A 20,755-nucleotide genomic window follows, 5' to 3' on the forward strand; every position below is an offset into this window, starting at 1 on the left:
GTTACTAAAAATAAGAGAAAGTTTAAATACTCTTATTAACCACTTCATAAACATCTGAAGACAACCCTTCAGAGTTCTTGATACGCTCCAACTGTACCTTCATTCGCTCCTGAGCTGCAGGCTCAAACTTACGCCAGCGGGTTAATGGCGTCAGAAGGCGGGAAGCAATCTGTGGATTTTTCTTATCCAAATCCAGCAACTGATCTGCAAGGAAGGCATAACCAGAACCATCTGCTGCATGAAACTGCTTCATATTGCTGGCAAAGCCACCCAATACAGAACGAAGTTTGTTCGGGCTGGAAGCATCAAACACCTCATGCTGCATTAACGACAACACATGGGACAAACTTCCCAGCGCAGGGCTTGCCGCCTGAACGGACAACCACTGATCCATTACGTTAGTGTCATCTTGATAGCGCTTGAGGAAATCATCCAGCACTTCATCCATCAACTCACGATCTTGATGGCCAGCATTGATGACACAGGACAGAGCCGCAAACCGGTCGGTCATATTGGTCGCGCCGTGATACTGCTGCTCTGCCAGCGCTAACGTTCCCTTTTCATCCAGAGCTGTGAGATAACCCAGACAGATGTTTTTCAGTGTACGCTCAGCAATATCTTCCGCTGCCGGACGATAAGGTTTGGTGCTGCTCAATGCACGCCAAACGGCTTCTAACTCACTTTGATGCGCTTGTGCAATCGCGTGTTTTACCTGCTGTCTTGCTTGATGAATAAATTGCGGATAAACAACAGTCGCCTGTTGTGACAGAGAGGCTTCTGAAGGCAACACCAGCATCTCTGCTTTAACAGCCAGATCCAGAGATTCATCGTGAATGACCGAGCCAAAGGCGGTGATCAATCGCGCATCCGGTGCAACGTCGTTACCGGCCACCATGGCAGCCACCATTTCATCAATCACACTGGTCGCCAAGCGCTGACTGGCATCCCAGCGATTAAAGTGATCACTGTCGTTTTCCATCAGGAACAACAGGTCATCACGGGAATAATCAAACGCCACGCGAACCGGCGCAGAAAAACCTCTCAGAATAGAAGGCAATGGACGTTCTTCAATTTTCTCAAACGTGAATACTTCCTTCGCCTGCTTCACATCCAGAACCAGGCTGGTGTCCCCTTCTGCATTCAGTGGCAGATCTTCACCTTCTCCATCCAACAGTCCAATTCGCACCGGGATATGGAAAGGTTCTTTTTTATCCTGGCCTGGTGTCGCCGGGCAGCTTTGCTCAATAATCAGCTGATATTGATGGCTGTCTTCATCGTATTCATCGCTGACAGTCAACACCGGTGTGCCCGCCTGATTATACCAATTGCGGAACTGACCAAGGTCTCTCCCTGACGCGTCTTCCATAGCCTTAACAAAATCTTCACAAGTGGCAGCCTGACCGTCATGACGATCAAAGTACAAATCAGAGCCTTTGCGGAAATCCTCAGCACCGAGAATGCCATGAATCATCCGCACCACTTCTGCCCCTTTTTCATAAATGGTCACGGTGTAGAAGTTGGAGATTTCAATAAACGATTCAGGACGTATTGGATGCGCCATGGGGCCGGCGTCTTCAGCAAACTGGGCTGTTCTCAGAACATTAACGTCTTCAATACGTTTTACGCCGCGGGAATTCATGTCCGCTGAGAATTCGGAGTCACGAAATACCGTAAAGCCTTCTTTCAAACTTAACTGGAACCAGTCGCGGCAGGTCACCCGGTTGCCGGACCAGTTGTGAAAATATTCGTGGGCAACAATGGCTTCTACCCGTTGGAAACGACCATCCGTTGCAGTTTCCGGACTGGCCAGAACCGCAGCAGAGTTGAAGATATTCAGCCCCTTGTTTTCCATGGCACCCATGTTGAAGTGATCAACCGCCACAATCATAAAGATATCCAGATCGTATTCACGACCATAGACGTCTTCATCCCACTTCATGGATTTTTTCAGAGAAACCATGGCGTGGTCGCATTGATCAATATTATGGGCTTCAGTAAAGATACGCAGAGCCACTTCCCGACCACTCATGGTGGTAAAATGGTCTTCCACACACTGCAGATCACCCGCTACCAGGGCAAACAGGTAACTTGGCTTTTTGAAAGGATCTTCCCAACGAACACAGTGACGGCCATTTTCCAGTTCGCCCCGTTCAATATCATTGCCGTTGGAAAGCAGAATCGGGTACGCGGATTTATCCGCAATCACTGTTGTGGTGAAGAGAGACATCACATCCGGGCGGTCCAGATAGTACGTTATCTTCCGAAAGCCTTCTGCTTCACACTGAGTGCAGAACATACCATTGGATTTATACAATCCTTCCAGTGACGTGTTTTCCTGAGGCTTTATTTTACATACGGTTTTCAGGGAAAACTGTTCCCCGGGAACGGTGACTTTCAGAGAGCCTGAGCCCTCTTGATAGTCCGTCCAGGGCTGGTTATCAATCTCGACAGAGAGCAGTTCAAGATCGTCACCCACCAATTCCAACACTGGCAGGCTGCCGTTAGCGATTTTTTTATCCTGGTTCCTGACAACCGTGAGCACTGAGCTAACGGTGGCATAATCTTCATACAGATCAAAGGTGAGGTCAGTACGCTCTATCCAATAGTCTGGCGCTTGATAATCTTTAAGAAAAATCGCTTTTGGCTGCGCTTCTTTCATTCTATTTATTCCTTAGCTTTATGGCGGTTACCATGTTCAGCCGACAGAAACTGTCACCTGATAGGCGGTGTGCTTACGCATATTGATGACGCCAGTATCCAGGATAAGGTACTGGCCCTTTATGCCGTGAAGAATACCTTCAATTAACGGCTTCTTATCAAATGACTGGGATGTCACTTTTACCGGGTAGTGCTCCACAGGGTAATCAATTTCGATCACTGCAGGCTTACTGGCTTCTCCGGCCATGTCACCCAGCATGGGCTGAATCGCCTGCAAACCAAACTGCTCTTGCAGCGCTTTGATCCGGCTACCGTTCATATCCAGTAATTCAATGGCATGCTGCTGCAAATCCAAAGGCTCCGCAGGACCTTTCAGCATAGCCCGCCAATTGGTTCTGTCATTGATAAACTCTTTAAAAATCGCTTCAATCAAACCAGACTGCTGTCGTGTAGCCACACGAATAAACGGCATTGCCTGAACAGCGCCCTGATCAATCCAGCGCGTTGGAATCTGAGTCCCCCGGGTAATACCGACTTTCAGCCCGGAAGAGTTCGCCAGATAGACGACATGGTCCGTCATACAAAACTTGTCGCCCCACTCAGGGTCACGACAGGTGCCTTCAAAGTAGTGACACTTTTCCGGACTCATAATGCAGGTGTCGCACTGAGGTAACTTACGGAAACAAGGATAGCAAAATCCCTGACTGAAACTTTTCTTGGTTTTACGACCGCAGTGACAGCAGAAGATCTCCCCAAGGTATTCCATGGAGAGCTTTTGCCCAATAAGTGTATTCAGAGGGAGCAACTGATCTCCCACTGGCAAAGAATAATTAACCGTACTTTTCTGTCCTTCAGCGCCAGGGATCAGCTCTGAAGTCATTTTACTCAGCGTTCCGGTAAGCGTTCCGGTAAGGTTTGTTTCGGACACGTTCTATCTCTGAATGGCTAAATAAAATCAGGCGTCTTGAAAACGCAGAATGGAAGCTTCTTCTGCCTCTTTCTTGTCATCATGCTTTTTACCCGAAGAGCCACACTTGGCCGGCATATAACCAATACGCTCAGATTCTGGTAAATGCTGATGCTCATAAACAATCACCGCCTGCAGGCTGGCATCCCGTTCTTCCTGCGTCATGGTGCGACCATCAGGCCACTTGCCCAGTTCCAGTGATTGCCTGAGAGACCGATGGATGACAGGGTTCATTTTTTCAAGAAAAGCGTCTAACTGCATACACTTGAGTCCTTTTCTCTTGGTCAACTATTTTCTTTTCGATCAACGATGCATTATTTTACTGAGCGCCCGCTTATCCCAGCCAATGTGAACAAGTATTCCACATAACCGCGAATACAAACGGGAAGAAAGTCATGGGAGCATCATAACAATATTTTCCGAACAGTGCTCAAGACGATACTGACTTAGGATTTTTCCTGAAATAACTTCCACATTTCAATTTTCGTTGTCCGTACCCCGTTGTCCGTATTCCGAAAAAGCTTGGGCCACTCGCGCCTTTGCGGATAACGGATAACGGATAACGGGTAACGGGTAACGGGTAACGGTCTCTACGGTGCTTCAAGGCCTCAGTAAATGTGGATCTTATTTCAGGACAGCTCCTTATAAAATACGATATTCAACACTCGATTTCTCTATATTTGGGCGCCTATCAATATAATACTTTAGTACACATATGCTGAACGATTTCACGAAACCATTGGTTAAATGAGTAGATCTAGTACGCTACCTCAGTCCATATTCAGACCTTTGTCTAATTTCCGAACCCTATATACAACATAAGCTTAAACCAGAACTCGAGTAACTTTGGAGATTAGGATATGAGTACATTTTTTACAGTATTAAGCCCTAAGCTGACAGCAGCGTCATCACCGTCAGGGTTCAAAACCAGGCATAAAGAACCTGAGAAAAACAAACCGGTTACCTTTGAATCCATGCTGTCAGGAAAGTCACGGCGGGTCAGAAAAGCGGACCCACACACCGAAAACAACATGACTCGGGTTACCGGCTCAAAAACACCGTTGCACACGCCTATTAAAAAGAATCATCACGACGGCAACAAAGCCTACAATCTGTTCATCGATGAAAAAGCCAAAAGCCGCCTATCAGGGCCTTTTATTCAACCCGTACATTTTGGTGATTCACCGGGTTTATCCGTTTCCTGGGATGATGAAGCAGAAACCACTGAAAAAGCGCGCAGCGTGAGCTTGCCAGAAAAGAGTAACCACCAACCACTGCTGGTGAATAATAAATACTCATCGGCTCCAGCCCGGCTCAAACCTATTGAAGGAATTTGTTTCGCCGATGGCGGGAAACTGGCTGTTTCATGGGATGACGAGCCCATGTATTTAAAAAAGCCAGAGGTGAAACCCGATAACCGTCAGGTCATCAGAAACGTTTTAGCCAATTGGGTTCAGGAACGTAAAGAACAAGCACGTAAAGAGAGTGAACTTCAGGCCTTTGCGAGCCAGTTTCAAACCAGAGGCCGTTCTCGAAAGCATTAACAGTCCGCGCTGATAAAAAACGGATCTCATCAGTGATGAGATCCGTTTTTACTTATGACTGCTGACCATCGGTTGTTTTAAAAAGAAATCCAGCAACCATACCCAGCAGGCCACCTGCAAACAAACCACCAGAGTGTGCAGCATTGGCCATATTGCCAAAACCAATACTGCCAAGAATACCGGTATAACCAATGACCAGCCAGCCTAACATAAGCCCGTAACACAATGGTGGCAGACCAAATCGCCAGGCAGGATCTACCTTTTCACGAACCATGCAATAACCCATCAGGCCATAAACGACACCGGAAAACCCGCCAAAAATCGTGTTATCGCCGCCCCAGAAAAATTGGGCGACATTGGACAGAAAACCGGTAAATACAATAATACCCAGAAGGTGTAAACCACCCTGACGAACCTCAAGGCGGCTGCCAAAGATATACAACGTCAGCATATTAAACGCCAGATGACTGATACCAAAGTGGAGGAAGATCGGCGTGATCAATCGCCAGTATTCTCCCTGTTCCAGCCCCATGGTTAAACTGCCAAAGTAAAGATAGCCCTGCCCTACCTGGAATGGTACAAAGGAGAACCAACTAATGGTCTGCCAGTCTGTACCCATCTGAGTAATGATGCCCACCAACACGCAAGCCACAATAAACAGAAAGGTAATCGGCAGTTGCTTCCAGGGAATATGTCGGAATATTTGCCCCGCGTTCACACCCACTCTTGGTGGTGCCGATGCCAGTTTCAATTCACCGGATTGCCACTGTTCATAAATACTGACAACCACCCGGGAATGTTCTTCACTCGCCGTCCAGATGACTTGCTGACCCGATTCTTCAGTAATTTTATGGGGAATCCCCCGACTATAAAGGAAGAAAGAGAGATCACTCAGATCAACCGTTCCGCCAATTTCCAGCGCTCTGTGCATGGTCAAACAGTTTCCTTAAACGAGTAATAGCAGAGTGCTGTTGTCAGCATCGATCTTCCTGATAGTTCCAGCGTAATTTTGAACGACAGGATTCATAAAAATTATGATTTAACGGATGAAGTAGCTTCAACCGCTGGGATTTTTTATGGATAGTGATTTCATCCCCTGGCGCGGAGGTAATATGAATCTGACCATCACAACTAACCTGAGGATAAATGCTGTTCTCCTCCCGAATCACCAGTTTCAGCTCGCTGTCGCCATCCACCACCAATGGGCGGTTGGTGAGCATATGAGGATACATGGGCACCAGTACAATGGCATCCAGCCTTGGATGCATAATTGGACCACCACCAGAAAGCGCATAAGCGGTTGAGCCAGTAGGCGTGGCAATGATTAACCCGTCCGCCCGCTGTTTATAGACAAACTGCCCATCAATATAGAGTTCAAACTCAATAATCCGGGTGGATTTACCAGGGTGCAAAACCACATCGTTAAGTGCATCACCCTGCCCAATCACCTTACCTTTGCGCCGCACTCTGGCTTCTAAAAGGAAGCGGCTTTCCGCCAGATAACGACCTTCCAGTACTTCCGTCAGCTGGTCATCCAGCTCATCCGGAGAAATATCCGTGAGAAAACCCAGTCGGCCACGATTAATGCCAATCACCGGAATATCATAAGCGGCCAGATCTCGAGCGGCACCCAGCATACTGCCATCGCCACCTACCACAATCACCAAATCACACTGTTTACCCATTTCTTCACGGCTAACCATGGGAAATACGTGGCCGGGAATCAGACTATCCAGCTGCTGATCCAATAGTACATTAACGCCGCGTTTCTGGAGAAAATCGGCCAGATGCCTCAGGGTATCTTCAACATGGATACGCCCCTGACGACCGGTGACCCCGACATTTTTAAAATGTTCCATAAACTCAGTGATGCCGCCTTATGAGATGCGTTAGTATACTTTATGCATGAATTTTCACACCAAATCCTAAAGCATACTCTACACCAGGCGCTGCATTGGATACAAAGCGCCCCGCCGATCTTTTGCAGTGATGCTCATCCACTGTGTGTTGATCGTCCTTTACCGCACAACCTTTCACCGATAGTACCGAATACAGAGCAGCACGAAGCACTTGCTTCCCGCCTGATAGAAAAGGGGAATCCCTTGCTGGGGATGTTCTACGAAACGTTATGGCAATTCCTGCTGGACGAACTGCCAAATACCCAGTTGCTCGCCCACAATCGACAAGTCAATCAGGTTATTGATGGCAGGAAAACAACGCTGGGGGAGTTTGATCTGATTTACCGACATCAACAACGGGTCTTCCACCGGGAGTTGGCTGTTAAATTTTATTTAGGTGTCCCAGATCAGGATAACTCAGAGGATGACTCACCCTGGAATCAATGGGTTGGTCCGGGGCTAAAAGATCGGCTGGATCGAAAAATGAACCATCTGCTTCAGCATCAAGTGACTCTGGGCGAAACAACCGCCGGACGTGAATCATTCAAGGCGTTAAATGCCAGAGGCAGTTTGGAGAAGGAAGCCCTCATTCAGGGAAGATTGTTCTATCCACTTAGTAGTTATGGTCACTGCCCTGCTCCACAATTCAGTAACCCGGAGCACCTGAAAGGAACCTGGCTGACGGTCAACGAGCTTCACAGCTGGGCGCAACTCAAAGATGGTTACGAATTTCAGCTACCTGCCAAACGGGAATGGCTTAACGAAACACCACTTTCAACGCTATACAGTCATAATGAACTCCAACATCGGCTTAGCGATCTCAAGCAGCCATTGTATGTATTGGCCTGTCATCAATCACTCCCCTTACCTTTGCATGTATTTATTGTCCCGGATCACTGGCCGACAAAGGCCTTAAGCGCCTCGCGTTTATAAACCCTACTGACTCACGGTGCTTTTGGGCAGGAACCTGCTAATTTCCCTGATTGTAGCTTGGTAAAATATCGGCATAATATTCAGCCCTTCCTAGCAGCAGCCAAATACTCCCATCTATGACAACCGAACAAACCCTCACCCAACGCAGCGGTTCACAATGTGAGCTGTGCAACTCAACTGAAGGCCTTGTGGTTTTCGCCGTTCCACCCGCCAGCGAGGCATCCAATGCTGATCAGTGCATTCTGGTTTGCAGCAACTGTCACGATCAAATTCAGCAGCCGGAAACCATCATACCCAACCACTGGCGCTGCCTGAACGACAGCATGTGGAGTCAAGTGCCTGCGGTACAGGTAATGGCATGGCGAATGCTGAACCGACTGTCTTCTACTGAAACCTGGGCTCAGGATCTTCTGGATATGATGTATCTGGATGATGAAACCCGTGAATGGGCTGAATCCGGCATGGCTTCTGAAGAGTCTGATACTCCCACGCTGGATAGCAATGGTAGTGTTTTAAGTGCCGGCGATACGGTCACTCTGATCAAAGACCTTGCCGTTAAAGGTGCTGGCTTTACCGCAAAACGCGGCACAGCCGTTCGTGGTATATCACTGACCGGCAACCCTGAACAAATCGAAGGCCGGGTGAATGGCGTAAGAATCGTGCTGTTGACGAAATACTTGAAAAAATCTTAATTAAATAGGAGGCTGTCTTATACGACAGCCTCCTCTATCTTTTGCCCCCGCACTGAAGGCGTCGCACTTCTTGGCTCCCTTTTCAACTTCAATGTCGGGCTGTAAGGTAAGACATCCATGACATTACCATGGTTGATCTGATCCTGAATGCTGCGCCAATAGCTTGCCGTAAACAAATCACCATGCAGCCTTGCAAAACGCGTTCGAATCTGCACATCTGGAAAAAGAAAGACCGGAAACTCTTCAGGAAATATATCGCCAGGAGAAACAGAATACCAAGGCTCGGCAGCCATCTCCTGTTCGGGATAAAGGGGCTCGGGAATGTTCCGGAAGTTACACTCTGTCAGATAAATAATCTCATCGTAGTCATAGAACACTACACGACCATGACGGGTTACCCCAAAGTTTTTCAGCAACATATCTCCAGGGAAGATATTGGCCGCCGCCAATTGCTTGATTGCCCGACCATATTCGTTCAACACTGCCTGAAGGGATTCTTCATCGCCATTTTTCAGCACCTGATCCACATAAATATTCAGAGGAATCATACGACGCTCAGTGTATAAATGCCGAATCAGTACTTTCTCGCCGTAAACAATAACCGTCGAAGGAGCGACTGCCTGCAACTCTTCCAGCAACTCCTCACTAAAACGATCCTTGGGTAAAATCAGATTGGAAAATTCCTGGGTATCTGCCATACGCCCAACCCGGTCATGAGTCTTTACCAGATAATAACGATCTTTCACCATGGTTTTACTGATGTCTTTAGGCGGAGCAAAGTGATCCTTAATCACTTTAAACACCATATTCAGGGATGGCAGGGTGAATACCGACATCACCATCCCCTTCACCCCGGGAGCGATCACAAATTGATCGCCAGAGCTCTGCAAGTGCTCCAGAAAATCCCGATAGAAGACACTCTTACCATGTTTAAAAAAGCCTATGGAGCTGTAGAGCTCCGCTCTGTTTTTTTCAGGAATCAAGGATTGCAGGAACTCAACACACTCCGAGGGAATGCGCGCGTCCACCAAAAAATAAGAACGGGTAAAACTGAACAATACACTAACACAGTCGTTTTGACAGAGCAGAGCATCGACAAAAAGGCCACCCCGTTCATTATTCAGCACCGCTAAAACGAAGGGCTGCAGCTCATCACCAGAAACCATGCGACCAATGAGATACGCCGCCTTGTTCCGGTAAAACACCCATTTCAGAACATCCACTCGAACATTGTCTTTTTTCACCCATTCCGGCTGCTGTTTTTGTAGCGCATGGATGATGTTGCGAATATCCCGACGGTGGTATTCCCATGGGCGCTCAAATGCAAAGTCATCCAGCATTCGACCAACCAGATTCACCAGCCCGCTTTCGAGATAATAAGAACGGTAAATTCCTCTGGGGCTGTGTACTTTGAAACCATCAAATTCTGACTGAATGAAACAGTGACCGGGGTTCACTGCTTCACCTTTAAATACTTTTCGGTACACCGAGTTGTAAAAAGTCTCGGCAAGTTCCGGATCAGTGCGATATGAAATCAAATCCAGATAAGCGTCATGAACATCCTGCCAATAGCCACTATTCTGCAAATAACTCTTATCTACTGCATCTGCCAGCGCATCCATCACATTGGTAATGGCGAGGTAATATAAATTAATCCGGTCCGAGGCGGCGTGCTGGGCAACACTCCAGTCCGCCTGAAGAAAACGATCGCGGGCGCCGAGGGTGATATCAGTAAACTGGGTACGATAATCACTAAACCCTTCAAGAATGATTCTTGCAATCTGCCGGGCGATGGACGTATTCATGATAAAACCATTATTGTTTTAATGCATATTGAAACCGCGACGCCCCTGAAGCCCCCCCGTATGCACCACCAGCAAACGTTTATTCCGATATAGCTCAGTATTCTCGACACTATCGAGTACTGAGCGATAGAGGGCAAACATCAACTTACCAGTATATACAGGGTCCAGAAGAATTCCCGTTTCCTGCTCAAAAGACCGAATAAAAGCAAGCAGCTCTTTCGAAGTACGAGCGTACCCGCCATGATGATAATCCGTCAACAGTGTCCAATTATCTAACGAATTTTTAGTAAAATGGTGAATATCATTTTTAAGAAAATCTGCGCCTTTCAATACAGCAACACCCATGACCCGGGTGCCAGGTAACCTGTCGTTTGCTGCCAGCGCGACACCGGACAGCGTGGCACCAGTACCGCAGGCGAGCCAGACTTCATCATAATGATTGGACGGAATCTGACTGGCCGACAAGATCTCCTGACACCCCATAACACCCAATGAATTACTGCCACCCTCAGGCACGATATAGACATCCTCTTTACGCAGCCCAAACCGTGATAACAGCTGTTGAATAACTTCAGGGTCATTCTTATTGCGATAGTCACTGCGAGAAAGAAATCGAAGTGTCATTCCCCAGCTGGCGGCATCCGTAAGCATCGATGATAAATGACCATGTTCTTCTATAGGTTCGCCGCGGATCACACCGATAGTGGAGAGACCGAAACGATGCCCAGCTGCCGCCAGCGCATGAATATGATTGGACCATGCGCCACCAAAACTGAGGATCGTTGCTTTCTCTTGCACCTTTGCCGCGCTCAGATTGTGCTTCAACTTATACCATTTATTACCGCTGACCAGAGGGTCCAGTTGATCAAGCCGTAGCATGTCCAGCCGAACACCCGCATCATGCAGCCAGTCAGTAGACACTGGCTCCAAAGGAACCGGTTGATTCAATGTATCAAGATATTCAGTATTCATTCTTATTGGTCGGTTTATATATACCCATTGGATTTCAAGTTGCTACTAGGCGGCAAGAGAGCGAAGCCCCGTGAGCTTACAGATAGTAAGTGATCGGGGTGAGCGAACGCTGGCAACAACGTAGCAACTTGAAAGGCGATGGGTATAAACGCACTTAGTCAGGATCACAAACCCGTGCCTCCGGACACCATGGCCCACAGGGTGCAATCTCAGCACAGGTGTGAGCACCATGGGTTTCACAGGCATCATATGTGGTAAACACACTGCATTCAAAGCAGCTTGTGCCATCCCAGCTGCACTGATGACAAGGGCTGACAAAACTGTTCGGGCCACAGTTTTCAAGATCTCCCCCTTTTATATGGTCTTTATGCAGTTTACGAAAAAAAGGCACCCATCTCAGATAATCCGGATAGCCCGAATTGCTGGATGGCAATGTTTGAACGCGCAGACTGCCATAAAAATTTTTGCCCTGATCATCGGTTATATCCGGATTCAGAATTAAATCATTACCCCTTACCCAGCCGGCGCCAGTCACAACCTTATTCTTATTTGTATTCACTGTGATCAGCGCATCCAGTAAACGCTGGATCTCATCCAGATTACGACCCACTTCCATAGGGTACGTCATCGTTGCCTCTATTCTTTTACTGTCATTATTAATGACAAAAACGGCACGTATCGTGTAATTCTCTCTTGATGTCCGACCATTGCCTATACTCTCGTCTGCCGCCAGCATTCCATATAGCTTGGATACAATCAGATTTTCATCCGCGATCACTGGAAACGTTACCGATGCTTCACCAGCCACGGCGGCAACGTCTTTCAACCAATGTTGATGAGAGTGCACCGAATCTTGACTTAGTCCAATAACATTTACCCCTTTTCGCCGAAAGTCTCCGACCTTCCTCTGAACCTCGGCCAGTTCTGTAGTGCACACTGGCGTATAATCATGGGGGTGAGAAAACAGAAAGGTGTACAAGCCGCCCTCCCGATTAATCCACTCATAAAAGCCTATGGTTTCACCTGTTGAGAGGTGGGCTTCAAAATCTGGCGCCGTGTCACCAATATTTAATGAAGAAGCAAACAATGACTGTGTAAACAGCAACAACAGCACTGTATAAACAGTGCGCTTTCCTGAAGAACAATATAAACGACCGAGAAAGAAGGAGAGCATTGCTAGACACCTCGAGCCCTTGTTTGGAACAAGGGCCTGACTGCAAGTTATTCCAACGCTATTGATACCATCCAAAGCTGCTCTCAAAACCAGTAGCCTTAGTACGGTCAATAGATCCAAGAAGCTGACAGAAGATAGCTTGTATAATGTGATACTTGGAAACCTACCCATAGCCGTCTATCCCCATCGCCTTTCAAGCTGTTACTTTATTGGCTGCGTGCGCTCAACTACTTGATAAAGACTCACTTCGATCCCACCCACATTACTTACATTGTGGAACTGCCAAATCGCCAACGAAGTCTAGTCCAAAATTTGTGGCACCAATGGATTCTCTGCCCCAGTGTTCAGACATCATCTACACTCATTGTTGTTTATTATCTAACCGACTAAAAAGGAGCTCTGGAGATGAGCAATCCCCTCTCTCTGGATCAATACCAGCGCCCCCTGCTATCTCTACCAGATGCCGCTGAATCGGTACTGCTGCATTCCTGTTGCGCACCCTGTGCTGGAGAAGTGATCGAAGCCATCAAGGCATCTGGAATTCATCAGACTGTGTTCTTCTACAATCCAAATATTCACCCGCTGGAAGAGTACAAACTCCGCAAGGATGAAAACAAACGACAGTGCGACAAACTATCCATTCCGTTTATTGATGCGGATTACGACACCGAGAACTGGTTTCAACGAACCCGTGGTCTTGAGAATGAGCCAGAGCGAGGCCAACGTTGTACCGTTTGTTTTGATATGCGCTTTGAAAGAACCGCGCTGTATGCCCATGAACATGACTTTTCGGTGATATCCAGCACGTTGGGCATTTCACGCTGGAAGGATATGAACCAGATCAATGACTGCGGTATTCGCTCCGCCAGCCATTATCCTGACATTCAGTACTGGACCTATAATTGGCGCAAACAAGGGGGCAGCCAGCGGATGATCGAGATTTCCAAGCAAGAAGCCTTCTATCAACAAGAGTATTGCGGGTGTGTCTACAGTTTGCGGGATACCAACCGCTATCGGCTTTCCAACGGTCGCCCCCGCATTAAACGGTTGGTGAAATTCTATGGTCAGGAGGCCAATACTGATAACAATGATGACATTATTGTCAAAGTAACCTGAAATCAGAACGGTTCATCGAAAGTATCATCAGCGATGATAATATTCCGGGTTATGTATTCATTATGAGGTTAATCAGAAAAAACCACCCTCACGACGTTCATGATTGTTTTTTTACACTGAATCCGATTTTTACTATATAGATCAGGCCACAAGCTATGATGCGATTTGTTGCCCCGCTTTCTGGTATGTTCATTTTTGCCTTGGCCAGTGGTTACCTGACCACACTGATCCCACTGCGAATCAACGCCAACAGTGGTGATGATTTTCTGGCCGGCTTAATGGGCACTGCCTATTATCTTGGCCTGCTGGCAGGGTCTTTTCGCTCCGAACGCATTGTTGCCGCCATTGGCCACATTCGTTCCTTTGCTCTGTTTATGTCCGTGCTTTGCGCTACCGTGCTGAGCCTGGCATTGTCGGAACACACAGCCAGCTGGTTAGTTCTACGATTTTTGAATGGTATGGCAGTGGCTGGCATTTTTGTCGTAGTGGAATCCTGGCTACTCTGTGAAAGCAATGCTAACAACCGTGGTCGTGTTTTATCCTTCTACATGGTGTCACTCTACGGCGCTAACGCCATTGGTCAATTATTTGTCGGGGTTCTGGATAGCAGTAGTCTAACGCCGTTTATTCTCATTGGTATTCTGCTTTCGTTGTCCATCTTGCCACCAGCCATTAATCGTATTCCTACACCAGAAATTGAGCAGGCATCGACACTGGGTTTTAGAAGACTGTTCCAACTAACCCCCTCCGGCGTGCTCGGATGTTTCGCGGGCGGGCTGGTGCTCGGTGGGCTTTATTCTTTGCTTCCTATCTATCTGGTCAAACAAAGTGGCAGCGATGACTATCGGGTAGCACTCTTTCTTGCCATCACGATGCTGGGCGGAATGGCACTGCAGTTTCCCGTGGGTTATCTGTCCGACATTATTGATCGGAGAAAGGTGCTCATCGCCGTGATGTTGCTGGGCTGTCTGACTTGCATCTGCCTGATTATGACGCCGGATAACAGTTGGCTAAACATCCCTTTACTCTTCCTGTTTGGTGGCGCTACTTTCACACTGTATCCACTGGCAATCAGCCATGGCTGCGATCACATGCACCCGGATGATATTATTGCCGGAACTCAGGGGTTGCTGTTGGCATACAGCCTGGGAGCCTGCATCGGCCCTGTCATGGCGTCACTTTCCATGGATTATATTCCAGACGGCTTAATGGCCTATTTCATCGTCACTATGGGAACGACAGGCGTCTTCTTTCTGGCCAGAATGCCATACCGTCCTGTTATTTACTCCAGCGAAGAACAGCCCTTTGTGCCCGTTACCAGAACAACACCCGTCATCGCACAGATTGATCCCCGCTCAGAAATAGAGGAAGCTACAGAAGCACTGAATAAACAAACGACTTGAGTCTTTTAGAAATAAAAAACCCCTGCCGAAGCAAGGGTTCTTAGCTGCCGAACAGCAATGGTCTTTTTATTGTTATTGGGTGGAGGTTATTCTTTTAACCCGGCGCTGACACTGAATCATTCTTATTGTCCGCTATGCCGGTTCGGCTTCCACTCAATCGACAACTGAATCTTACGTAGTTTCCGAAATAAATTAATTGATCCAGATCAATTTTTTTGCGACTAATCCGGATCAACACCTATTTCTATTCGCAAAAATCATTTTTCCCGGCTACGTAGCAAGTCTCTTCCAATATGAAGTGAACCTGAACGCAGTATAGTAATTCACTGTTCAAATCGTTCGACACGGAATAAGGTTTGTAAATACCCGATCATATGAAATCGCATATTTCTAGCTTAGTGGCATAGTCACGATGCAAGACACATCGGAGTGAGCATAACCTTTACGCCCTGTGGGTGGTAGCTATGTGATCGTAGATGTAACGCCGCAGAGTGGTTGGCCTGTTGGTAACGCCTCTTAGATTAAAAACTGCAGAATCGAGTTAAAGGTGCTTTTTCAGCACCGCTTCAATAACCTCAACAACACCATCATTCTTCGCTTCGTTAAGAGCATCAGGATGGGGCGACGAAAAAGCACCAATATCATTATCAAAATACAGCCCTGACGCACTAGAAAATTCCTCACTCAACGCTGCACGACAGAGAATGTCTACGCCAATAGAGAGATCCTTACCAGCCACACCAAAACCTTCTTTAACCATTTTGCTGGCCAACATAGAGCCCGGATTCACAGCAATTATAGTCGGCCCTTGTTCACCAAGTGACTGTGCCATTGCCCGAGACCACATGGTCAGTGCCAGTTTGCTCTGGGCATAGGCAGTAAAATCATCATTGATATGAACATTACCTGCTAACGCCTCCAGGTTGACTGCATCCTGCGCAGCAGATGACAGGTTAACCACCCGTGAAGATGCATCAAGCAGCGGCATCAATTTTTGTGTCAGTCGATACGGCGCAATAGTGTTAACAACGAACCGACTATCCAAACCGTCTTCAGTAATGGGTGATGGTATTTTGAAAACGCCAGCGTTATTTATGATGATATCCAGATGGCTGTGATGTTGTGCAATGGCATCTGCCAGCTGATCAACACTGGCGAGTATGGATAAATCAGCAGAGAACTGCTCAACAGGGCCCGCGCCCTTGATTTGAGAAAGCTCGTTGGCTATTGCCATTAATTTGTCAGTATTACGACCATGCAATAGTACAGAGTGTCCCATTGCAGCCAGAGCTTTTGCAGTTTCAGCTCCGATTCCATCGGTAGCACCGGTGATCAGAATTTTCTTTTGCATGGTGGCCTGCTTAATGTGAATGCATTAAATTTATAATTTTAGTCGATAGGGTTATTTACGACAGAAACCCTCTGATGTTTCAAGAAAAACATCAGAGGGTGCAACAGCACAATCACAGAACGGTGATGACATCTTCCAAAGCAAGACGGGCTTTTGGCTTGCCAAAATTATAGTCTTCCAGTTCCAGCGGGTAGCCCATGGCGAGAGCAACTTCACAAACATAGCCACCCAATTCGTCTTTAAACAGTTCACTGATCATCTCAGGATCCACTCCCTCCATTGGCGTAGAGTGAATCCCCAGACGGGCTAGTGTGTGCATAATATTGCCAAGTGCCAGATAGACCTGAGCTTTTGTCCAGTTTCCATTAAAGCCATGGTCGTCTGTATTGGACTCTGCAAAGGTGTAAGCACCATTCAAGAAATCATCGTACATTTCACTGGGCAGATGGCCGGAGCTGACCTCGACATCCACCACTTTTCGGTATTGCTCTTTGGTGTAATTAGGATTGTAAGCCAACAGCAAGGTATGGGACGCTTCTTTGGCATGAGGCTGATTAAACTGGTGCTTGTTCACAAATGTATCATGCAAGCGCTGTTTTGCCCCGTCGCTTTCAACAATAATAAACTTCCATGGCTGAGAATTAATGGAAGACGGAGAAAGACGCAGCGCTTCTTTGATAATCGCCATATCGTCACCAGAAATTCGCTTGCTCACGTCGTATTTCTTGGTGGTATAACGCTTATTCAGTTCGCTGATGATTGGGTGAGACATTGAGATAATCCAACTTCAAGGGATGATGCGCATACATTACCACTCTCTTTTCCTCCTATTGAGCCCATCTCCGCAAAATCAGTTTCAATGAATTATGTATAATAATGAGATTTCTTCTGGTGGCATTTAGTCATGTTGTCGTATGAATATTGATCACATCCGTTTGTTTGTTCGAGTCGCTGCCACCAACAATATCAGTAAAGCAGGGCAGGAGTTGAGACTCTCTCCTGCCGTTGCCAGTTCTTACATCACCAGATTGGAAGAAGAGCTGGGTGTTCGGCTCGTGCACCGAACCACCCGGAAAGTCTCTCTGACCGAGGAAGGGATTGCATTTCTTCCTTATGCTGAAGAGGTACTGGCCAGTGTTGAATTGGCTCTGACATCCGTGGGTTCCGGCCGCTATACACCCAGAGGAGTGCTGCGCATTACTGCTCCGGCATCGTTTGGCTATATGCACCTGGTGCCAGGTTTGAAAGGTTTTTTAGAACTCTATCCGGATATCTCGATTGATTTGAATTTAAGCGACACCGTTGTTGATATTGTTGCTGGCGGGTTTGATGTCGCTATCCGCAGTGCAGCCTTAAAAGACTCTACATTGATAGCCAGAGCATTGGCGCCAGATCGTCGGATTATTTGTGCATCTCCAGACTATATAAAAAAGCAAGGTGCACCAGAAACTCCTGAAGATCTTAAAAATCACGACTGCGTTATTCTATCAGGCATAGACAACTGGTCATTCAAGACTCCGGAAGGTGACACCCATGTAAAAATTTCAGGCCGTTTGCATCTGGATAATGGCAGCGCCATGCGCGAGGCCAGTGTGGAAGGGCTTGGTTTGTCACTCAACTCCACCTGGAGTGTTTACAAGCAACTCAAGCGGGGAACGCTGATTCAGGTGTTGAAAGACTATCCTCTGATCAGCGGTTCTTCAATATGGGCGGTGTACCCAAGCTCACGACAAGTGTCTCCAAAGGTGAAAGCCTTTATTGACTATTTTCACCACTTGTTCGGCACACCACCCTACTGGGATTACCAAGAGTAAGTTTCGATCACTTCTTTTTTCGTCACCGGATTATTGGCAATATGAAAATTAACCCGCTCCAGAAAGGCATCCCGCGCTTGAGGTAACATTCCCCGCATGGGAGAAATATTATTGCCGTGGTCTCCCCAGTAATAGCAGGGAAAGTCACCCAAATTTTCCAGTAAATATTTCTCCTCTTCCAATACCTGGAGAGGGGATGGCATCAAAAACTCTCCCCGTCGCACTTCCTCTTCCATCTCAGTACCCGGCTGTATTGCCAGTGCCATAGGCGCTATCTCATCTGGCCGCATTTCATTGACCAGACGGGTGGTTTCCTCAATATGCTCTTTTGAACGCTCACGACCACCTAACCCAAAGATAAACGACGCAAGTACACGAACCCCGGCTTCACGGGCTTTTGCCATGCCTTCCAACATCCGCTCACGGTTCATGCCCCGTTTGTTGATTCGCTCGATAATCACCGGATTTCCAGACTCCAAACCGGTATAAACCATGGAGAGACCTGCAGCCTTCAAAGCTTTCAATTCATCAACCGACTTACGACGAAGGTCATTAAACCCTGCATACATGGCAATATTCTGAATTTCTGGAAACGTGTCGGTAATCTTTTCCAGAATCTTCAGCAACTTCTCAGTAGGGATGACCAGTACATTGCCATCCACCAAAAACATGGATTCAACTTTTGGGTAATAACGACGGGCGGCATCAATATCCTGAAAAATGTCATCCAGCTCTCGTATCCGAAATGTTTTATCCCGGAACATGCTGCAGAAAGTACAGGTATTGATTGAGCAACCCACAGTCACTTGTATCAAGACACTCTCGGCTTCAGGCCATGGTCGATATACTTTGCCCTCAAAACGCATTTATCTTCTCCAAAAAAAGGCCAGCTCCTGAGTCAGGTTCTGCATGCCTTATGTAACCTGAAGATTAATACTTTCTTCTCCAACAAAAGATCCCTTTTTAATGGAATCAGTTTTCAGTAAATATTGATAATAGGTCGAGACAATGCCCGCACGTTATGCGTACCATCTCATGTCTAACTTAAACTAATCGACGGAAAACCAATGATCACTCTGGCTGTAATCGGAACTAACTGGATATCCAACAAGTTCGTTGATGCTGCCCTGCAAAGCGAACGATTTAGCCTTCAGGCCGTTTACTCTCGCTCTATCGACTCTGCAAAAACATTCGCTTCGAGCCTGCAATCTTCAGACTGTCTCTATTTTGATGATTTACAGGCTTTGGCTGAAGAGCCGTTGGTGCAGACTGTCTATATTGCTTCACCCAATAGCCTTCATTGCGAGCAGGCCTGCTTGATGATGCAACATGGCAAACATGTGATTTGTGAAAAGCCCATCGCTTCTAATGTTCATGAAGCAAAAAAAATGTATCAAGTAGCCAGAGACAATGGCGTGATTTTGCTTGAAGCGTTCAAAACAGAATTTTTGCCCAACTTCATCGCACTTAAGCGACATCTGGCCGATGTCGGCAGACTTCGTCATGTTTTCCTCAGTTACTGCCAGTATTCCTCTCGCTACCAAAAGTACCTTGATGGAGAAAACCCGAATACGTTTAATCCCTCTTTTTCTAACGGTTCCATCATGGACATTGGCTACTACTGTGTTGCGGCAGCCATTTCTTTGTTTGGTAAGCCTGATTCAGTCTCTGCCTCAGCCTGCCTGTTAGATTCCGGTGTAGATGCTCAGGGTTCGGTTCTGTTGAACTACCCCGATTTCATCGTGACGATTCAGCATTCCAAAGTATCCGATGGTCTTATTAGCAGTGAAATTCAGGGAGAAGGTGGTTCAATTATTCTTCCTCTTTTCTCCGAATGCCCTGGTTTTGACGTTGTAAAAAGAGGATGTCCAGCCACCACGCACTCTGTTGAGCAAGCAGCTAACTCGATGCTCTATGAAGCTCAGGCTTTTGCTCGCCAGATTGATGAATCGAACATGCCAGAAGAGATGATTCAACGCTCCCTATCCGTCGCAGAAGTTATTACTGAGATCCGTCGTCAAACAGGTGTTGTCTTTCCTTCGGACAACTGAAAGATGAAAAACTTGGCACTAAAAATTCCAACACAAGAAAAAACCTCACACAAGGCAAGGCAGCGGCTGTTAGAAAACAGCAAGAGAACGTTTTTTATTTTTATCGGACGGTATTTATACTTTATCTGAGCAGGCGAACAATTTTGTTTATTCCATCAGCCCGTCTCAGTGAATCCCTTCATGATTCGGTAAGCACCAAAACAACACCTCAGATAATACGTACTTTCCACCACTCACTAATTGATCTAGATCACGCTTTCAGTATCCACCTATAAGTAGTTGACCAAATGAAATCATATTTTCTGAGCAAGTGGCCAGTCACTCTACTGCGTTACAACTCTGGTCACATAGCTACGGCTATGCTCCCGTCGTTGTGC

Annotated in this window: 18 protein-coding genes; 7 read left to right on the forward strand and 11 right to left on the reverse strand. The window is 47.0% G+C overall.

Going from position 1 to position 20,755, the window contains the following annotated elements; translation table 11 throughout:
- Window positions 1–22: 22 nt before the first annotated feature.
- The 3 genes from pepN to Q1B11_RS12155 are packed head-to-tail and all read right to left on the reverse strand — an operon-like array spanning window position 23 to window position 3,886.
- The gene (pepN, locus tag Q1B11_RS12145) at window positions 23–2,659 is read right to left on the reverse strand and encodes an aminopeptidase N (RefSeq protein WP_299732877.1); all 2,637 of its coding nucleotides are present in this window, start codon (window positions 2,657–2,659) and stop codon (window positions 23–25) included.
- 36 nt (window positions 2,660–2,695) lie between these two features.
- Complete coding sequence (locus tag Q1B11_RS12150) at window positions 2,696–3,586, reverse strand: DUF2797 domain-containing protein (protein ID WP_299732880.1); 891 nt, start codon at window positions 3,584–3,586, stop codon at window positions 2,696–2,698.
- A gap of 27 nt (window positions 3,587–3,613) precedes the next feature.
- Window positions 3,614–3,886, reverse strand: coding sequence for a DUF1315 family protein (locus tag Q1B11_RS12155; protein ID WP_299732883.1), 273 nt, complete (start codon window positions 3,884–3,886; stop codon window positions 3,614–3,616).
- Between the two features lie 599 nt (window positions 3,887–4,485).
- Here Q1B11_RS12155 and Q1B11_RS12160 point away from each other — a divergent pair.
- Window positions 4,486–5,169: a hypothetical protein gene (locus tag Q1B11_RS12160; protein WP_299732886.1), complete on the forward strand. Its 684-nt coding sequence runs from the start codon at window positions 4,486–4,488 to the stop codon at window positions 5,167–5,169.
- 52 nt (window positions 5,170–5,221) lie between these two features.
- Here the strand turns inward: Q1B11_RS12160 and Q1B11_RS12165 are convergent, their stop codons facing one another.
- Window positions 5,222–6,100: a rhomboid family intramembrane serine protease gene (locus Q1B11_RS12165; protein WP_299732958.1), complete on the reverse strand. Its 879-nt coding sequence runs from the start codon at window positions 6,098–6,100 to the stop codon at window positions 5,222–5,224.
- Window positions 6,101–6,143: 43 nt separating this feature from the next.
- Window positions 6,144–7,028, reverse strand: a complete 885-nt coding sequence (locus Q1B11_RS12170; RefSeq protein WP_067520372.1) for an NAD(+) kinase — start codon at window positions 7,026–7,028, stop codon at window positions 6,144–6,146.
- A 42-nt stretch (window positions 7,029–7,070) separates the two neighbouring features.
- Between Q1B11_RS12170 and Q1B11_RS12175 the strand changes: the two genes are divergently transcribed.
- Both Q1B11_RS12175 and Q1B11_RS12180 read left to right on the forward strand, forming a co-directional pair.
- Window positions 7,071–8,000: a DUF1853 family protein gene (locus Q1B11_RS12175; protein WP_299732891.1), complete on the forward strand. Its 930-nt coding sequence runs from the start codon at window positions 7,071–7,073 to the stop codon at window positions 7,998–8,000.
- A 116-nt stretch (window positions 8,001–8,116) separates the two neighbouring features.
- Entirely contained in the window at window positions 8,117–8,692 is a 576-nt protein-coding gene (locus tag Q1B11_RS12180) for an alkylphosphonate utilization protein (protein ID WP_299732894.1), read from the forward strand.
- A 17-nt stretch (window positions 8,693–8,709) separates the two neighbouring features.
- Here the strand turns inward: Q1B11_RS12180 and aceK are convergent, their stop codons facing one another.
- The 3 genes from aceK to Q1B11_RS12195 form a co-directional block, all read right to left on the reverse strand.
- Window positions 8,710–10,497: a bifunctional isocitrate dehydrogenase kinase/phosphatase gene (aceK, locus tag Q1B11_RS12185; protein ID WP_299732897.1), complete on the reverse strand. Its 1,788-nt coding sequence runs from the start codon at window positions 10,495–10,497 to the stop codon at window positions 8,710–8,712.
- Between the two features lie 18 nt (window positions 10,498–10,515).
- Window positions 10,516–11,469: a pyridoxal-phosphate dependent enzyme gene (locus tag Q1B11_RS12190; protein WP_299732900.1), complete on the reverse strand. Its 954-nt coding sequence runs from the start codon at window positions 11,467–11,469 to the stop codon at window positions 10,516–10,518.
- A 154-nt stretch (window positions 11,470–11,623) separates the two neighbouring features.
- Window positions 11,624–12,643 carry a redoxin domain-containing protein gene (locus tag Q1B11_RS12195; RefSeq protein WP_299732903.1) on the reverse strand — a complete coding sequence of 340 codons (1,020 nt, stop codon included), beginning with the start codon at window positions 12,641–12,643 and terminating at the stop codon, window positions 11,624–11,626.
- Between the two features lie 405 nt (window positions 12,644–13,048).
- Between Q1B11_RS12195 and Q1B11_RS12200 the strand changes: the two genes are divergently transcribed.
- On the forward strand, window positions 13,049–13,759 hold the full coding sequence (locus Q1B11_RS12200) for an epoxyqueuosine reductase QueH (RefSeq protein ID WP_299732906.1): 711 nt from the start codon (window positions 13,049–13,051) through the stop codon (window positions 13,757–13,759).
- 155 nt (window positions 13,760–13,914) lie between these two features.
- Entirely contained in the window at window positions 13,915–15,162 is a 1,248-nt protein-coding gene (locus Q1B11_RS12205; protein ID WP_299732909.1) for an MFS transporter, read from the forward strand.
- Window positions 15,163–15,703: 541 nt separating this feature from the next.
- Here the strand turns inward: Q1B11_RS12205 and Q1B11_RS12210 are convergent.
- Together Q1B11_RS12210 and Q1B11_RS12215 are read right to left on the reverse strand one after the other, a co-directional pair.
- Window positions 15,704–16,513: an SDR family NAD(P)-dependent oxidoreductase gene (locus Q1B11_RS12210; RefSeq protein ID WP_299732912.1), complete on the reverse strand. Its 810-nt coding sequence runs from the start codon at window positions 16,511–16,513 to the stop codon at window positions 15,704–15,706.
- A gap of 112 nt (window positions 16,514–16,625) precedes the next feature.
- Window positions 16,626–17,285: a nitroreductase family protein gene (locus Q1B11_RS12215; RefSeq protein ID WP_299732915.1), complete on the reverse strand. Its 660-nt coding sequence runs from the start codon at window positions 17,283–17,285 to the stop codon at window positions 16,626–16,628.
- A gap of 142 nt (window positions 17,286–17,427) precedes the next feature.
- On the opposite strand from Q1B11_RS12215, the gene Q1B11_RS12220 reads away from it, so the two are divergent.
- Window positions 17,428–18,327: a LysR family transcriptional regulator gene (locus Q1B11_RS12220; protein ID WP_299732917.1), complete on the forward strand. Its 900-nt coding sequence runs from the start codon at window positions 17,428–17,430 to the stop codon at window positions 18,325–18,327.
- On the opposite strand, the gene Q1B11_RS12225 is transcribed toward Q1B11_RS12220, so the two are convergent.
- Window positions 18,315–19,193 (reverse strand): radical SAM protein, encoded by an 879-nt coding sequence (locus Q1B11_RS12225; RefSeq protein WP_299732919.1) that lies wholly within the window; start codon window positions 19,191–19,193, stop codon window positions 18,315–18,317. The two genes, Q1B11_RS12220 and Q1B11_RS12225, sit on opposite strands and share 13 nt — an antisense overlap.
- 201 nt (window positions 19,194–19,394) lie before the next feature.
- On the opposite strand from Q1B11_RS12225, the gene Q1B11_RS12230 reads away from it, so the two are divergent.
- On the forward strand, window positions 19,395–20,378 hold the full coding sequence (locus Q1B11_RS12230; protein ID WP_299732922.1) for a Gfo/Idh/MocA family oxidoreductase: 984 nt from the start codon (window positions 19,395–19,397) through the stop codon (window positions 20,376–20,378).
- Window positions 20,379–20,755: the final 377 nt, after the last annotated feature.

The sequence above is a fragment of the uncultured Endozoicomonas sp. genome (genome assembly GCF_947495845.1).
Lineage (GTDB): Bacteria > Pseudomonadota > Gammaproteobacteria > Pseudomonadales > Endozoicomonadaceae > Endozoicomonas.

Excerpts from the sequence above, each read along its gene's own strand:
- Q1B11_RS12210 (WP_299732912.1), bottom strand. The coding sequence starts at position 16,513 with ATGCAAAAGAAAATTCTGATCACCGGTGCTACCGATGGAATCGGAGCT.
- Q1B11_RS12195 (WP_299732903.1), bottom strand. The coding sequence starts at position 12,643 with ATGCTCTCCTTCTTTCTCGGTCGTTTATATTGTTCTTCAGGAAAGCGC.
- Q1B11_RS12215 (WP_299732915.1), bottom strand. The coding sequence starts at position 17,285 with ATGTCTCACCCAATCATCAGCGAACTGAATAAGCGTTATACCACCAAG.
- Q1B11_RS12230 (WP_299732922.1), top strand. The coding sequence starts at position 19,395 with ATGATCACTCTGGCTGTAATCGGAACTAACTGGATATCCAACAAGTTC.
- pepN (WP_299732877.1), bottom strand. The coding sequence starts at position 2,659 with ATGAAAGAAGCGCAGCCAAAAGCGATTTTTCTTAAAGATTATCAAGCG.
- Q1B11_RS12205 (WP_299732909.1), top strand. The coding sequence starts at position 13,915 with ATGATGCGATTTGTTGCCCCGCTTTCTGGTATGTTCATTTTTGCCTTG.
- Q1B11_RS12160 (WP_299732886.1), top strand. The coding sequence starts at position 4,486 with ATGAGTACATTTTTTACAGTATTAAGCCCTAAGCTGACAGCAGCGTCA.
- Q1B11_RS12190 (WP_299732900.1), bottom strand. The coding sequence starts at position 11,469 with ATGAATACTGAATATCTTGATACATTGAATCAACCGGTTCCTTTGGAG.
- Q1B11_RS12220 (WP_299732917.1), top strand. The coding sequence starts at position 17,428 with ATGAATATTGATCACATCCGTTTGTTTGTTCGAGTCGCTGCCACCAAC.
- Q1B11_RS12225 (WP_299732919.1), bottom strand. The coding sequence starts at position 19,193 with ATGCGTTTTGAGGGCAAAGTATATCGACCATGGCCTGAAGCCGAGAGT.
- aceK (WP_299732897.1), bottom strand. The coding sequence starts at position 10,497 with ATGAATACGTCCATCGCCCGGCAGATTGCAAGAATCATTCTTGAAGGG.
- Q1B11_RS12200 (WP_299732906.1), top strand. The coding sequence starts at position 13,049 with ATGAGCAATCCCCTCTCTCTGGATCAATACCAGCGCCCCCTGCTATCT.
- Q1B11_RS12165 (WP_299732958.1), bottom strand. The coding sequence starts at position 6,100 with ATGCACAGAGCGCTGGAAATTGGCGGAACGGTTGATCTGAGTGATCTC.
- Q1B11_RS12180 (WP_299732894.1), top strand. The coding sequence starts at position 8,117 with ATGACAACCGAACAAACCCTCACCCAACGCAGCGGTTCACAATGTGAG.
- Q1B11_RS12155 (WP_299732883.1), bottom strand. The coding sequence starts at position 3,886 with ATGCAGTTAGACGCTTTTCTTGAAAAAATGAACCCTGTCATCCATCGG.
- Q1B11_RS12175 (WP_299732891.1), top strand. The coding sequence starts at position 7,071 with ATGCATGAATTTTCACACCAAATCCTAAAGCATACTCTACACCAGGCG.
- Q1B11_RS12170 (WP_067520372.1), bottom strand. The coding sequence starts at position 7,028 with ATGGAACATTTTAAAAATGTCGGGGTCACCGGTCGTCAGGGGCGTATC.